Here is a 13847-nt window from a genome sequence, read left to right as displayed (position 1 = left end):
TATAATTATATATTTTTCGCCAGACAACTACTTAGTCATCTCAAGGATAGTTTTTTTGATATCAGCATTCCCAAGTCCAGCCATATCATAAAGTTCTTCCGGCGTACCTGAGAGTTGGTATTCGCGAACTCCCATCCTATTAATTTTGAGTGGATCCCAGTCCGGCCCGGTCACCCCGTTTTCGATGAGCATCACAATTACTTGTGAGCCAATTCCAGTATATGGGTTTTGATCTTCAATTGTTATGAGCCGACCGGTCTTTTGAACCGATTCCATTATCAGAGATTCATCCAAAATACTTGGAGAATTCGCAATTATAATTTCAACACTTGGCCCACCTTCAGCTGCGAGCTCATTCATCACCTCTAGCGCCTTGATCACCATCGGCCCTGATGCAACTATCGTTATGTCCTCCCCTTCTCTAAGCAAATCAAATTTCCCTTCTTCAAAAACATAATCCGCATCAAAGAAAATCGACCCATCAGCCTTTGTAAGAGTTGGTAATTTATGTCGCCCCATTCTTACGTAATAATTCCCATAGTGACTCGCAACATGACGAATAATTCGATCACAATGATTTGGATCAGCCGGTTCAAGCACTACAGTATTAAAAAATGGACGAAAAGCACCCATATCATCTATCGCTTGATGAGTCGGCCCATCTTCTCCTACAGAAAGTCCACAGTGAGTAGAAACCATTTTTACATTCGCTTGATTGATATCATTTACACGAGCTTGATCTTTTGCACGACTAGTCATAAAAGCACCAAATGTAGAACAAAATGGAATAAATCCGTCGAGGCTCGCTCCACCTGATGCCGAAACCATGTGTTGCTCGGCGATTCCACACTGAAAAAATCTCTCCGGAACGGCTTTATGAAATCCATCTGTTTTTACAGAACCTTCTAGATCCGCATCAAACACAAGAATATTTTTATTTCGACTACCCAAATCTTTAAGCGCATTGCCATACGCAGACCTACAATCAGTTTTTTCATCCGCCGCATATACATGCGGCTCCCCAGCATCAAACTCCGCAATCACACTGCCATGCACGGGAAAATTCGGATGAGCCGGTTTCCAAAAATTCTGACTTCCACGAATCACATTCATCCCCGCTTTTAAGATCATTTCCTCCTCACTACTCAAAGTCAAACCCGCTATCACCTCCGCCCCCATCTCTACCCCCGGTGACTTACCATGCCACGTTGCTTTGTATTCAAGTCCATCTTTTTCCATTTCACCCGCTCCTTTACCCATGATCGTATGACCAAGAAGTAAAACAGGACGACCCACGCCATCCGCTACAGGCGCGGACGCTAGCGAGAGTGCGTGCCAAATAGCCGAATAATCATGTCCATCCACATCTATTACATTCCAACCTGCCGCTTGGAAGTGCGCCTTAACTTGAAGTGGCATAATCTTCGCCAAACTATCGGTCAATTGCACTTGATTGTAATCCATAAACACTATGAAATTATCCATTTTATACTTCGCCGCGAAATTCATCATTTCATACACTTGCCCTTCCTGCGCCTCTCCGTCCCCCAAGACGCCGAAAGTTCTTTTCGGTGTCTCCCCTTTCTGTTCAGCTCTAACTCGCTCAGCCACCGCAAACCCAGCCGCCGCCGAAATCCCGGTACCAAGCGGCCCCGTCCCATAAAAAACTCCGTCAACATGCCGAGTCACATGACCTTCAAAACGTGAACCCGCTTTACGAAAGTTCGCAACTACATCCTCCTTGTCCACATATCCCATTTCGGCAAGCACGCTATAAACCGCGGGAGAAATATGACCGTTGGAAACAATCACAGGCTCGCCACTTTGACTCAAAATAAAAGCATACAACACACTCAAATAATCAATAGTCGACAAAGACCCACCCGGATGCCCGGAATCCGCATTTACCACCATCTCCACAATCGACTTCCTACATGATTTCGCAAAAGCCTTCAAAAAATTCACCTGCTCCTCCCCCAATTTTTCACCAATTTTCGGAATTTCCATATATAATGTTAGTTTATTTTCTTACCATTCATCAGCCATATAACCCTTCGCTCGCTCATGCTCCCTTAGGCCTAGCCTACTTTATGACAATCCCCCCAGTTTCCGCAATAGCAAAATGGAAATTCGCCACCAACTCACTTTTATTCTTTATAAAATCAAAATAGCTTGTTTATTTACATCAGAAAATGTACAAAAGGGAGGTGATTTATTCAAACATCTCGCCTAAAAGCGAGTTAGGCGAAATATTTTGGGTTCGTTTTTTCTTGCATAAAAAATATTAACGTGATACGATATTATCGCGACATAATATTAAGCAATATAATATCGTTCAATGATTAAAGAATACAAATGTAAAGAGACGGAAAAAATCTTTAACAGAACGATTTCTCTTAAATTACCAAAAGATATTCAAAAAGTGGCGTTAAGAAAATTAAATATGATTCATGCCGCGATATCCATCAATGATCTACGCACCCCTCCTGGCAATCACTTAGAAAAATTAACAGGAGATCGCAAGGATCAACACAGTATTAAAATAAATGATCAATGGCGAATATGCTTTCAGTGGAAAGAAAATAACGCATACAATGTAGAAATTGTTGATTATCATTAACCAAATACTATGACTAAGCTTAAACCAACACATCCAGGAGAGGTGCTGCAAGAAGAATTTTTACTTCCGTTAGACATTTCTCAGTACCGTTTAGCAAAAGATATTAATGTACCAGCAATAAGAATAAACCAAATTGTACATGGGAAAAGAGCTATTAGCGCAGATACTGCTTTAAGACTCGGAAAATACTTTAGTACTTCACCAGAGTTTTGGTTAAATCTTCAGACACATTACGATCTAGAATTTGAATCAGACAAACTAGAAAAAGAATTAAAGATAGAAGTAAAAATTCTTCAGATTAGTAAGTTGAATCCAAAATACATCAGCTAACAATGAATAACTGGTTCACTCACTACGCTAACGCTACGTTCACTCTCCCAAATTTGGCGGCGGTATGTCGCTCCGCTCCAAATTTTACCGCCACCAAACTTCAGTTATTCACGAACGTTAAACGTAATTCATTCAGGTCGACTCGGAAGTAAAATTTATATAAGTATTTAATCATTTATTAGAATTATGCGTGAATACACAGATAAAGAATATATTGAATTAGTTGAAAAAACTGTTGATCCTATTTTACAAAAACATATGCAGACTGAAACTGAAGAAATTTTAAGAGTTGAAACTCCCCAAGACAAAACTTTTATTGATTTAGGTGCAGGCCATGGTCGTGTTTTGCTCACTCTGGCAAAGATTGCGAGAAATGTAATTTCTATCGAACTGAATCCAGAAATGTTGCCGGAGTTAAAAAGAAGAACTGAGCAATTTCAAAATGCTGAAATGATTGTTGGGGATATGACTAAACTTTCAGAGATTTTAAGAGATAAAGATGTAAAAAATCCCGTTCTTCTTTTGCTACAAAACACTCTTGGAACAATTGAGGGAGAATGGGAAAAAGTTTTGTCTGAAATGAAAAAAATCGCTCAAGAAAACCATGGTGAAATCATAATTTCCTTCTTTCGCTCTGAAGCATTATCTTCTTGGGGAGTTTCAAAATTATATCCTTCAGTTTCAAAAATGGTTGGTGAACCTGATTTAGAAAAGACTGATTTTGAAAAAGGTGTTTTTGTAAGCAAAACAAGATACTCTTCAAAATGGCGTAGCAAAGAAGAAATTGAGGAAATTAAGCAGTTCTTTCAAGGAGAATTAGTTAATGAAATATGGACTAATGAATTCTGTGTATTGCACATTAAATATCACCGACCTGAATGAACTTCTTCGCTCCTTTCAGTCGCTACGACCCCGCTGCGCTCTCCTCCTTTCAGTCGTCGGGACGTTTAACAGGGCTTAAACGGAAAATGCCTCAGCTCGGCATTTTCCCATATTGCTCCCTACGGTCGCAACATCGCATAGCCAGAAACGTTATGCAACATAAAACCAAAAAAATTATGAAAAAAACAAACCTTGCAAAAATTTCAAGAAATTTAGCTATTGTAATACTAATTGGTCAACTAATACCATTAAATATGCAAAATTTTTCTACTCAGATTACCGATCAAAAAAGATAATTAGTAGAATATTATTTGCACTAAACATTTCGGTATTAGTCTTCATGGTTTGTTTTTTTGCTCTTGTAGGACTAAATACATATCCTGCATTTGATTAAAAATCAATTTTACGTCTTTACGTCGTCTAACACGCACTTTGCGGCTCGCTTCATTTGCCTTATTTGAAAGAATTATATATAATATAAATGTTTAAAATTTTCCCATGAAAACCAAACAATTCACAGTATACATCGAACAAGATGAAGACGGCATATTCGTCGGTTCTATACCAACAGTTCCAAGTTGTCATGCAGAAGGAAGAACACAAGAAGAAATGATGAAAAACCTCGCTGAGGTTCTAAAATTATGCCTACGCAATGTCAATAAAAAGGAGGTTATGCAATCAAAATTTGTTGGTATTCAAAACTTAAACTTTACGAATGCCTAAACTTATTCCCATCAAACCCAAAAAGCTCATCAAAATCCTCAAAGAGCTCGGTTTTTCTGAAAGAGATGCTGAAGGATCACATGTTTTCTTTAAACACAAAGATGGCAGAACAACTGTAATTCCAATACATAACAAAGAACTCAGCAAAGGGCTGTTGAGGAAAATTTTAAACGATATACAACTTTCAGTAGAAGAATACGATAAATTAAGATAATAAGGCAAAGAAAACTCACCCAAATTAGACAGGTGCACGCCTTCGGCATATTATACACCTGCCTAACTTTGCAAAGTGCGACCCGTTAGGCGAAATATTTTTAAGTCTTAGCCATTAACATTATAATATGAAGCAATTTTACAACAAACTATCAAAATCAAAGAAAATTATTTTTTTGATTCTTAAAATCCAATTATTCACATTAATAGGCGCTATCTTTGGATTTATACTGGGTCTGCTCGCCATCAATTTTATCCCTGATCAATGTGTTATAGAAGGTATCTCTACGATCTGTCAGAATCCATTCGAATTTCTGGGGCTTATCGGATGGGAAGGAACATCTGCTTTAGGATTTATGATTGGCGCCGCAATAGGTTTATTGGCATATCTATGGATTTTCTTCCGACCAGAATCAAAAAAATAATTTTCAATCATCCGTAATCGACTTAAAAATACAACGCCTAACACAGAATATGCGGTTTCGCTCAGTTGCACTTCGGTTTAGAATGGAAGCTTGACAGTTCAAAAGGAGGGCAAAAGCAGCTGTTCGGAAATTCCGAACAGTTCAAAAAGAAAGTGAAATCAATTAGCCTATCTATTGTTGATTATTAAGCCTAAGGTATTAGTCTACAATTAATTAACTAATATTATATGAAAGGAAAATTTTTAATTTCTCTAATTAGTCTAATTTTGATTTTGGGTGGCTGTACTCAACAAGCACAAACCACAAAAGATCAAAAGCTTGAGCAGGCGAGCGCCGATGTTAATAAATCGGTAGATTCGATAATTAAATGGGAGTCCTACAATGGCAGTAATTTCAATGTGAACTACCCTGCTTATTTATCTCAAACAATTGAATCGGAAGGGGTGAGAACAACAGTCTATTTTCAAAGTGAAATTACCACACAAAATTATGAAGAACTACTTTCTATTGCTTCAATGCCAAATCAAGGTGGGCTTACTTTGGATGAATGGACTGACGAGGTGCTCTCTCAATCAAGTTGGATCAAACAAGGCTCAATACAAATATCAGGCCAAACTGCTTACAACTTAATTTTGCCAGAAACTGATGCTGGCAGCCGCTACGTTTTTTTAAGCAAAGATAGCAGAACAATATTTGACATGACCGTACAACATTTTGATGGAGAAACTACAGATTTGATTATATCTTCATTTGAATTGATAGAATTTGTTCAAGGCGATGCAAAACTATCACCTGCATCTACGGTAACGGAACGCTCAGACTTTAGTATTTTTCAACGTGAAGGTGAAAAGTAGGTTTTATATTCCATAAAAACAGGTCGTTCATTTTTTAATGACATTCGAAACTGACCCAAATTATTTGAAATCACACGAGCAATTAGCTGAGATTTTTCGACTCGGTAATCGCCCAGAAAAAGCTGCAAAATTTACAGAATTCGTCAAAAGAATAAAAAATGGTGGAAGCATCACTTTAGATGAAATCAAAGAAACGAAACAATCAATTGTGTAAGAAAAATTTTGGTCAAATTAATAATAAATTAAGTTACTTACGTCTCCTAGATTAATGCAACTTGCAAAAAAAAGACTAATTAATATAATATCGGGGCGTATTTTAACGTTCTAAAATGAAAGTAGAAAAGATCAGAAAACCCTAAGATACACACTTATTCCAAACGGTTTCATAGCAGGTCAAATATGATTAGTTTTCCATATGTTGAATTCCTGGGACTTGCCGAAGATAGAGTATTTCAATCCAAAAACGAGGATTTCGTGAAATTAAGTGGAAATCATTTGTATATTTTGCAGAATCAGGTAGTACTATCCTGCTTGGTCAAAATGGCTTTCTAGAAAGTTTAAAAGTGACACTCAACGGCAAGAACAAACAAATAGAAATTGTGCAATAAGACTCATAAAATGACGTGTGAAGTCCGGCATTCAAGACGTGTGCACGTGAACGACCTCTGAAAGACGGCGTTCAACCTGCAAAATGTAAGCACTGCATTGTGAAATGCATTTAAAGAACCAATTTGAATTTGACATATTTAAAATAAAAGTGGAGAATCCAAACTTAAATTAATCTTAATTTCAAACAAATGCGAAGAAGCTACAGGGGAGCGGATAAACCAAAACCAACAGTAACCTCGGCATTGAAAAATATGCCCTTCCACACAAAGCTAACTATGACTAATCCTGTAGTTCTTGGAGGGATAACTGTCGAACCGGGAGAAAACATAACAATTCTTGGCTGTGATCCGAACAAGGAACTCCCAACGATAAGTATTCAAATTGGTGACGAGGTAGTGAAAGTAGATGGTAATATTGAACTTCAACCAGGTTTAAGTGCAAAATATGAAAGCTATGAGTTTGAAGCTATGAGAAAAAAAATACAAAAAGTTTTTAGCGCATCAGATCTATTTCTGAAAGGTATAGAAAAATGCCCTGAAGATGCAGAAGCTTTAATGAAATTTTTTCAATATTTATTAGATACAAATCTACCAGAAGAGCTAACAACATGGAGGGGCTTTCGTTCATTCACAGCGGCAAATCGAAAGGCTCTTAACTACGGCCAACCAAATAGTGGCATCGTAATTAGAAGAAAAGATGACGGACAAAGTTTTGAGTATGGTTTTTTCACACTCTCACATGAAAACGTAAATTATAGAGACTACACAACTGTTGATACAACAACAAAATTTCAACATGGAATACCAGATGAACTCAAAGACCTATACACAAGAGTAGAGAAGGCAAGCGCTTAAACAAAAAATCTTAATACAATATAGATAGACAAACGCTACTTTCAAGGGCTATGATAAAAATTGTAATGAAAACGATTTTAAATTAAACATGACTGGAATCAAGCCATCAAGATGGGACAAGGTATACAAAGATTTTCAAGGTGATAGATTTTCAGTGTGGAAAGAGTTTGCAACTCCTTTTTTCACAGATAAGATTCAATTTCTCAAAAATAGTCCGAACTTAAGTCCACCAAGACCACTGTCAAAACAAGATAGAAATGTCCTATTCATATAATTTTAAAATAAAATGAAAACATTAAAGTCCCACGTATTACAAGTTTCCTTAGTTTTGACAGGGGTGCTTGCGCTTGGGTTTATGGACAAATCACTTGTGTCTCTTGCTATATATTCAGTGGCGATTTTGCTTGGTGCTATGATTATAGCTTGGGCGGCGGAAGCATCGGAAGTGGTAATTTCGCAAGGCCTGGCACTGGCAATTGTCGCGTGGCTGCAAGTATTTCCGGAATTCATGATCGAAGCGACAATTGCCTGGTCCAAAGATGTACCGAACATGCTAGCAAATTTTACGGGTGCAAATAGAATACTTACCGGAGTTGGATGGCCACTTGTATTTTTTGTAACAATGTTTTTTCACCATAAAAAAACAGGAAAATTTATAAAAGAAATTCAGTTAGAAAATGAACATAGTGCGGAAATCGTATTTTTTATGGTAGCGACGATCTATTCGATTTGGATTTATATGCAGGGTAAATTAACTATTTTCGATGCATTTGTGATGATAAGTATCTATGTAACATATTTATATTTCGTCTCAAAATTGCCACATCTTTCAAGGAAGAAAAGCGAGAAAATGGTTATGGGGATTCCAAAAAAAATAATAAGTTTAAAAAAACAATATATAAAACCGGTTATATTGGTGTGCTTCTTGATAGGTGGTTTCCTGATATATTTTACGGCAGATCGTTTTTATAACGAAGCACTGGCACTCGCTACAACCTTGGGTGTTTCACAATTTCTGTTTATACAATGGGTGGCTCCATTTTTATCTGAATTCCCTGAAAAAACATCAGCTTTTTATTGGGCAAGCAAGGTAACTCAAGCACCAATGGCTCTTATGAATTTGATCTCAAGTAAATTAACTCAATGGACAATGCTCATGGCAATGATACCTATAGTTTATTCCATTAGTGTCGGGCATATTGCGTTTATCCCTCTAACTACCGAAGTTACAAATACAACCTCTACAACAGGTATGGAATTACTACTTACTATAGGGAGTTCTCTTTATGCATCTGTATTTTTACTAAAACTTAGATTTATGTGGTTCGAGGCAGCCAGCCTTTTCCTTTTGTGGCTAGTTCAATTTATATGGGTAGACAGTCGAGAAATTATAACATGGCTTTATTTCATACTGGCTGCCTGCGAACTCATCGTATTTCGAAAAGAAATTCACAAAGCATTCAGCGGATTTAAAACGATCTTCCACTCACATGTGAAAACAATTCCCTCATCATCTTGATTTACATACGTATTGACAGAAGGGGGAATTATCTTAGACAAAAACAAACATATACGCTAAAATCATAACCTAGTTATATTATTAAGATTATTAATCATGGGATGGCTTAACAGACTACTTGGTAGGGAGGAAGATGAAACCCCGAAAGTACAAACTAGAGAGGAGTACACAGGAATCAGAACTGAAAAAACTGGAGGAATGACGCGTGGCGCAGATGGCCAAGCTGTAGAAGCTGTAACTCACCGTTTAGATGATGTAAAGGTCGCAACAGAATTAGGTAGAAATGACCTCCGAAAACTCGGCCTTACTAGTGGACCTGATTTATCACGGTTCGGATCAGGGCCTCAGGTACAAAAAAACACTGGAGCTGACCCTGTTGCAAGTGCAAATCTAGGAGCTATAGGAGAAGAAAGGTCGGAAGTTACAGCACTTTCTCGAGAAAGTGATCAGGAAATAGGATCAAGAAGAATGATGCATGGGATAGAAATAGTTGACAGAATTCTTGCAGCACTAGGTTCTCCAAAAAGTTTCATGTCATTGAACAGCGCAATCAAAGGCCCACTAATCGCACAATTCATAGCAACAACTCAAGCTGACACATCAGCCGACAAATTCGCACAATTGCTTGTAGATCAAGGGATAATTGAAGAAATAGATATAGATACATCTCACTCTACTTTTGAAATGCCTCAAATTACATTAGGCGATGAAGGTGAAGTAAAAATAGCTGGAACTACAATCACTGTTTTAACGGCTTCATATCAACTCACACCAAAGTACAAACCAAAAGTTACACCAAGAGAAGAGCAAGTTAATCCGGAGATTAAGAAATGGACGTGCACACTCTTGGAACAAATTGGCATAACGGGAAGGGATCAAAATATAATTTTAACAGAGTTAGATGCGATCATAAAAAGACCAAACCCTCAACTTGTAGAAATACTTGCAGCTATTTCAAATGGGAAAATAAACGACAAAAAAGTTGCAGATGATCATCTAAGTAAAATAGTAGTCATGATAGGAGCAAAACCTAGTGATGAATGGATATCTATAAAAAGCCTCTCAGGTGAAACTCTTACCGTTGAAGGACAGGCCGTACATATAAAATCACAAGAGGCTGACGACTTTGATTTTGATGAACTATTAGGTGAACTTGATGGCTTAGAACTGGACGCTTCATCACTAATTGCTATATCCAGTGCTATACAAGCGTCAACATCTGGGATACCTACCCTAGACGAAGAAATACCGGGAATAGATGATAGGAGAGGAGGGCCTACAACGCAAAACATAACAACAATTGCCGGACCTGATGGGAATAATGAGAAGTTATAAATAAATGTGATATCAATCACTGTACGAGACCAAGCTGTATTGGTATATTTATAATGTGCCTGTATACTAGTTTCAAAATTACACAAATTAACCTCACACATATGAAATTCTTCTTAGATACTGCCAATATCGACGATATTAAAAAATATGCAGCATGGGGAGTTGTAGATGGAGTAACTACAAATCCAAGTTTGATTGCAAAAGAAGATGTTGATTTGAAAACTCGAATTCTGGAAATATGCGAAGTAATCACAGGGCCAATAAGCGCAGAAGTTCTCGAAACAACTACTGAAGGCATGATAAAACAAGGACGCGAATATCATAGTTGGCACAAAAATATATATGTAAAACTTCCTACAACTGAAGAAGGAATCAAGGCCTTAACTGTACTCGCAAAAGAAGGCGTAAAAGTCAACATGACACTTGTATTCAATGCAGGCCAAGCTCTTGTCGTTGCAAAAGCCGGAGCAAAGCTAGTAAGTCCCTTTATAGGTAGGCTCGATGATATCGGACAAGATGGTATGGAGTTAATCGCAGAAATCGTACAAATATATGAGAACTATAATTTTGAAACAGAAATATTAGTTGCAAGCGTACGTCACCCAAGGCATGTGATAGATTCAGCACAACTTGGAGCTGATGTATGCACTATGCCGGCTGATATTCTCAATAAATTAATCAAACATCCACTAACTGACAAAGGTCTCGAAAACTTCTTGGCGGATTGGGAAAAAGTAAAAAATATGCAAAAATAACAATGATTACTCTCGATTATTCAAATCTATTCAAAGTCAAAAATCCTCAGATTACTGAGGCGAATTTCAAAGGAACAGAAGAAAAGCTATCTCCATACTTAGAATTGATCAAAACTAGAAATCAAGGATTTTATGATATTGTAAATGAGGACGTCTCAGAAGTACTTGAATACGCTGCAAGTCTAAAAGGCCAATTTGACGACATAATAGTGCTCGGCATAGGAGGTTCTTCACTCGGGAATATATGCCTCAAAGACACCCTCGCTCATCCGTATGGCAAAGATGCTCCACGCCTCTGCGTCCTCGACAACGTCGACCCATACATGATCGAAAAACTTGATGATATTATCAATTATGACAGAGCACTTTTCATAACGATTTCAAAATCCGGAGATACTCCGGAGCCGGTAGCAGAATATCTATATTTTAGAAAAAAAACAGATGACAAAGAGCTGGATCCAAAAAAACATCACGTATTTATAACCGGACCACACACAAGCTTCCTGCATGACGTGGGAGTCCGCGAAGGCATCAAGATGTTTCCCGTGCCGGAAAATGTAGGAGGAAGATTCTCAGTTCTCACAAACGTAGGATTGCTGCCTGCGGCACTAATAGGAATAGATATCCAAGAACTACTAAGAGGCGGTAAAGAATTCGCCGCAAAGTTTTTATCAGAAAATTTCGATGAAAACATAAGTTTTCAATTTGCGACTATCCAATATTTACTCAATCAAAATGGCGTTAATATAAATATCATGATGCCATACACAAACAGACTTAGGACTTTTGCGGATTGGTATTCGCAATTACTCGCTGAAAGTATTGGTAAAGCAACTGCAAGAGATGGGAGCATTGTTAATACAGGTATAACTCCTGTCGCGGCACTGGGAACGGTCGACCAACATTCACAAGTACAACTTTATAACGAAGGTCCACGTGACAAGATGATCATATTTTTAGAAGTTGAAAACCACGAATCAAAAATTGAAATACCACATGTATCGGAAGATCACGAAAAAACAGATTTCTTAAAAGGCATCACTTTTGAGAACCTGATTAACACCGAATTGCATGCGACACAAGACGCTGTCACAAAATATGAGAAAGCAAACGTAACATTCAAATTAGACAAAATAGATGCATACAATCTTGGAGCGTTATTTTTGATATTCGAAGGTGCGACCGCATTCCTAGGAGAATTTTATGGCATAGATGCATTCAATCAACCGGGGGTTGAACTTGGCAAAGTGCTCACAAGACAATACTTGATAGAAAAAAAATAATTTCAAAAAAAATGGAAAGAACCATAATAAAAGAAGCGTTTATTTTTACAATCTTTGGTGCATCGGGAGATTTGGCAAAGCTCAAAATCTTCCCTGCAATCTATGAACTTGCATGGCAGAAACGCTTACCAAAAAACTACATAATATACGGATACGCTCGTTCAGAAAAAACCGACGAACAATTTCGCAAAGAATTTGAAACAAGCGTAAAAGAAAAATTCGGAAAAGAAATCGACGTAACAATATTAGAAGATATGCTCTCAAAAGTTTTTTATTTTGCCGGACAATATAATGAGAAAAATGATTACGAGAAATTCTTCAAAAAATTAAAAGAAAAAGAAACTAATTCAAATACGCCATTAATTGCTTATTACTCAACGCCACCAACTGTATTCAATGATATAAGTCGTAACCTTGCTGAATTCAAAAATGAATTCCCAATGCGTCTGGTGATCGAAAAACCATTTGGAGAGAACGAAGCTTCTGCTAGAGATATGTTTGCAATCATTGAAGAGAATTTCGAAGAAGATCAGGTGTATTTGCTTGATCATTATTTAGGAAAAGAATCCGTACAAAGCATAACCTCTATGAGATATGCAAATTCAATAATCAACCATCTACTCAAAGGTGAATTAATAAAATACATACAAATAACAGGTATTGAAAATATAGGGATCAAAGAAAGAGGTAAATATTTTGATGAAGTAGGCATGATAAAAGATATGATTCAATCACATTTATTGCAGCTACTTGCACTAATAACTATGTCGATGCCAAACAATCTAAATTCGCAGTCTATTCATAGAGAAAAATACCACATACTATCAGCACTCAAATTTGACAAAGAAAATTTTCTAATAAAAGGTCAGTACGAATCATACAAAAATGAAGATGAAATAGCCATAGATTCAAAGACTGAAACTTATGCGGCATTGAAACTCTGCATAGATCAGACGGAGTGGGCGGAGGTTCCAATATATATTCGCACAGGAAAAATGGTAGATAGAAAACATACATACATTACAATCGTTTTTAAAAAACTTCATTTCCAAGAAGCTATCAAAGATTTAAAACACAACAAACTGATTATAGAACTCCAGCCAAAAGCAAATGTGTATTTTAAAATCACAAATAAACACGGAGGTACTTATGAAGAATATCATCAGATGGCGCCAAGCCAGTCACTCGAATGTTTTGGGGATGATTGCTTACCGGAACATGGAAGGCTACTCATGGACATACTCAAGGATGAACGAAGGCATTTCCTAAGCTTCAATGAAGTCATAGCATGTTGGCATTTTATCGACAACGTGCTCAATGAAGCAAAAAATCAAAATCTACCTCTAGAAATCTACAAAGACGGAAGCAGAGGGCCAAATGGCCAAAATATACTTCTCGGAGAAGAAAATAATGTCTGGCACGAAATATAAAATTTAATTAAAAAA

Annotated in this window: 16 protein-coding genes; 15 read left to right on the top strand and 1 reads right to left on the bottom strand. The window is 37.2% G+C overall.

The window, feature by feature from the left end:
- Positions 1–27: 27 nt before the first annotated feature.
- Positions 28–2007: a transketolase gene (locus Q8P68_06005; protein MDP4008717.1), complete on the bottom strand. Its 1980-nt coding sequence runs from the start codon at positions 2005–2007 to the stop codon at positions 28–30.
- A 331-nt stretch (positions 2008–2338) separates the two neighbouring features.
- Here Q8P68_06005 and Q8P68_06000 point away from each other — a divergent pair, with 331 nt between their 5' ends.
- The 15 genes from Q8P68_06000 (at position 2339) to zwf (ending at position 13832) form a co-directional block, all read left to right on the top strand.
- Positions 2339–2620: a type II toxin-antitoxin system RelE/ParE family toxin gene (locus Q8P68_06000; protein MDP4008716.1), complete on the top strand. Its 282-nt coding sequence runs from the start codon at positions 2339–2341 to the stop codon at positions 2618–2620.
- A 9-nt stretch (positions 2621–2629) separates the two neighbouring features.
- Positions 2630–2950 (top strand): HigA family addiction module antitoxin, encoded by a 321-nt coding sequence (locus tag Q8P68_05995; protein MDP4008715.1) that lies wholly within the window; start codon positions 2630–2632, stop codon positions 2948–2950.
- Between the two features lie 186 nt (positions 2951–3136).
- Complete coding sequence (locus Q8P68_05990) at positions 3137–3832, top strand: methyltransferase domain-containing protein (protein MDP4008714.1); 696 nt, start codon at positions 3137–3139, stop codon at positions 3830–3832.
- 498 nt (positions 3833–4330) lie between these two features.
- A complete protein-coding gene (locus Q8P68_05985) occupies positions 4331–4555 on the top strand; it encodes a type II toxin-antitoxin system HicB family antitoxin (GenBank protein ID MDP4008713.1) in 225 nt (74 codons plus the stop codon).
- The gene (locus tag Q8P68_05980) at positions 4548–4769 is read left to right on the top strand and encodes a type II toxin-antitoxin system HicA family toxin (protein ID MDP4008712.1); all 222 of its coding nucleotides are present in this window, start codon (positions 4548–4550) and stop codon (positions 4767–4769) included. Before Q8P68_05985 ends, Q8P68_05980 begins: the two co-directional genes overlap by 8 nt.
- 127 nt (positions 4770–4896) lie before the next feature.
- Positions 4897–5193 (top strand): hypothetical protein, encoded by a 297-nt coding sequence (locus Q8P68_05975; GenBank protein MDP4008711.1) that lies wholly within the window; start codon positions 4897–4899, stop codon positions 5191–5193.
- Positions 5194–5420: 227 nt separating this feature from the next.
- A complete protein-coding gene (locus Q8P68_05970; protein MDP4008710.1) occupies positions 5421–6047 on the top strand; it encodes a hypothetical protein in 627 nt (208 codons plus the stop codon).
- A 37-nt stretch (positions 6048–6084) separates the two neighbouring features.
- Entirely contained in the window at positions 6085–6261 is a 177-nt protein-coding gene (locus Q8P68_05965) for a hypothetical protein (GenBank protein MDP4008709.1), read from the top strand.
- A gap of 670 nt (positions 6262–6931) precedes the next feature.
- Positions 6932–7510, top strand: a complete 579-nt coding sequence (locus tag Q8P68_05960) for a hypothetical protein (protein ID MDP4008708.1) — start codon at positions 6932–6934, stop codon at positions 7508–7510.
- Positions 7511–7598: 88 nt separating this feature from the next.
- Positions 7599–7784, top strand: a complete 186-nt coding sequence (locus tag Q8P68_05955) for a hypothetical protein (GenBank protein MDP4008707.1) — start codon at positions 7599–7601, stop codon at positions 7782–7784.
- Between the two features lie 12 nt (positions 7785–7796).
- Positions 7797–9029, top strand: a complete 1233-nt coding sequence (locus Q8P68_05950; protein MDP4008706.1) for a hypothetical protein — start codon at positions 7797–7799, stop codon at positions 9027–9029.
- A gap of 96 nt (positions 9030–9125) precedes the next feature.
- Positions 9126–10364, top strand: coding sequence for a hypothetical protein (locus Q8P68_05945; protein ID MDP4008705.1), 1239 nt, complete (start codon positions 9126–9128; stop codon positions 10362–10364).
- A 101-nt stretch (positions 10365–10465) separates the two neighbouring features.
- Positions 10466–11119, top strand: coding sequence for a fructose-6-phosphate aldolase (gene fsa / locus Q8P68_05940; protein ID MDP4008704.1), 654 nt, complete (start codon positions 10466–10468; stop codon positions 11117–11119).
- Positions 11120–11121: 2 nt separating this feature from the next.
- On the top strand, positions 11122–12402 hold the full coding sequence (locus Q8P68_05935; protein ID MDP4008703.1) for a glucose-6-phosphate isomerase: 1281 nt from the start codon (positions 11122–11124) through the stop codon (positions 12400–12402).
- Positions 12403–12413: 11 nt separating this feature from the next.
- Positions 12414–13832 (top strand): glucose-6-phosphate dehydrogenase, encoded by a 1419-nt coding sequence (gene zwf, locus Q8P68_05930; protein MDP4008702.1) that lies wholly within the window; start codon positions 12414–12416, stop codon positions 13830–13832.
- Positions 13833–13847: the final 15 nt, after the last annotated feature.

This window comes from Candidatus Peregrinibacteria bacterium, assembly GCA_030700255.1.
GTDB lineage: Bacteria > Patescibacteriota > Gracilibacteria > UBA1369 > JABINC01 > JABINC01.
The sequence above is the reverse complement of the archived record's forward strand: the minus strand, read 5'-3'. Positions and strand labels throughout refer to the sequence as shown.

Coding starts and splice junctions, on each gene's coding strand:
- Q8P68_06005 (MDP4008717.1), bottom strand. CDS start 2,007: ATGGAAATTCCGAAAATTGGTGAAAAATTGGGGGAGGAGCAGGTGAAT.
- Q8P68_06000 (MDP4008716.1), top strand. CDS start 2,339: ATGATTAAAGAATACAAATGTAAAGAGACGGAAAAAATCTTTAACAGA.
- Q8P68_05995 (MDP4008715.1), top strand. CDS start 2,630: ATGACTAAGCTTAAACCAACACATCCAGGAGAGGTGCTGCAAGAAGAA.
- Q8P68_05990 (MDP4008714.1), top strand. CDS start 3,137: ATGCGTGAATACACAGATAAAGAATATATTGAATTAGTTGAAAAAACT.
- Q8P68_05985 (MDP4008713.1), top strand. CDS start 4,331: ATGAAAACCAAACAATTCACAGTATACATCGAACAAGATGAAGACGGC.
- Q8P68_05980 (MDP4008712.1), top strand. CDS start 4,548: ATGCCTAAACTTATTCCCATCAAACCCAAAAAGCTCATCAAAATCCTC.
- Q8P68_05975 (MDP4008711.1), top strand. CDS start 4,897: ATGAAGCAATTTTACAACAAACTATCAAAATCAAAGAAAATTATTTTT.
- Q8P68_05970 (MDP4008710.1), top strand. CDS start 5,421: ATGAAAGGAAAATTTTTAATTTCTCTAATTAGTCTAATTTTGATTTTG.
- Q8P68_05965 (MDP4008709.1), top strand. CDS start 6,085: ATGACATTCGAAACTGACCCAAATTATTTGAAATCACACGAGCAATTA.
- Q8P68_05960 (MDP4008708.1), top strand. CDS start 6,932: ATGACTAATCCTGTAGTTCTTGGAGGGATAACTGTCGAACCGGGAGAA.
- Q8P68_05955 (MDP4008707.1), top strand. CDS start 7,599: ATGACTGGAATCAAGCCATCAAGATGGGACAAGGTATACAAAGATTTT.
- Q8P68_05950 (MDP4008706.1), top strand. CDS start 7,797: ATGAAAACATTAAAGTCCCACGTATTACAAGTTTCCTTAGTTTTGACA.
- Q8P68_05945 (MDP4008705.1), top strand. CDS start 9,126: ATGGGATGGCTTAACAGACTACTTGGTAGGGAGGAAGATGAAACCCCG.
- fsa (MDP4008704.1), top strand. CDS start 10,466: ATGAAATTCTTCTTAGATACTGCCAATATCGACGATATTAAAAAATAT.
- Q8P68_05935 (MDP4008703.1), top strand. CDS start 11,122: ATGATTACTCTCGATTATTCAAATCTATTCAAAGTCAAAAATCCTCAG.
- zwf (MDP4008702.1), top strand. CDS start 12,414: ATGGAAAGAACCATAATAAAAGAAGCGTTTATTTTTACAATCTTTGGT.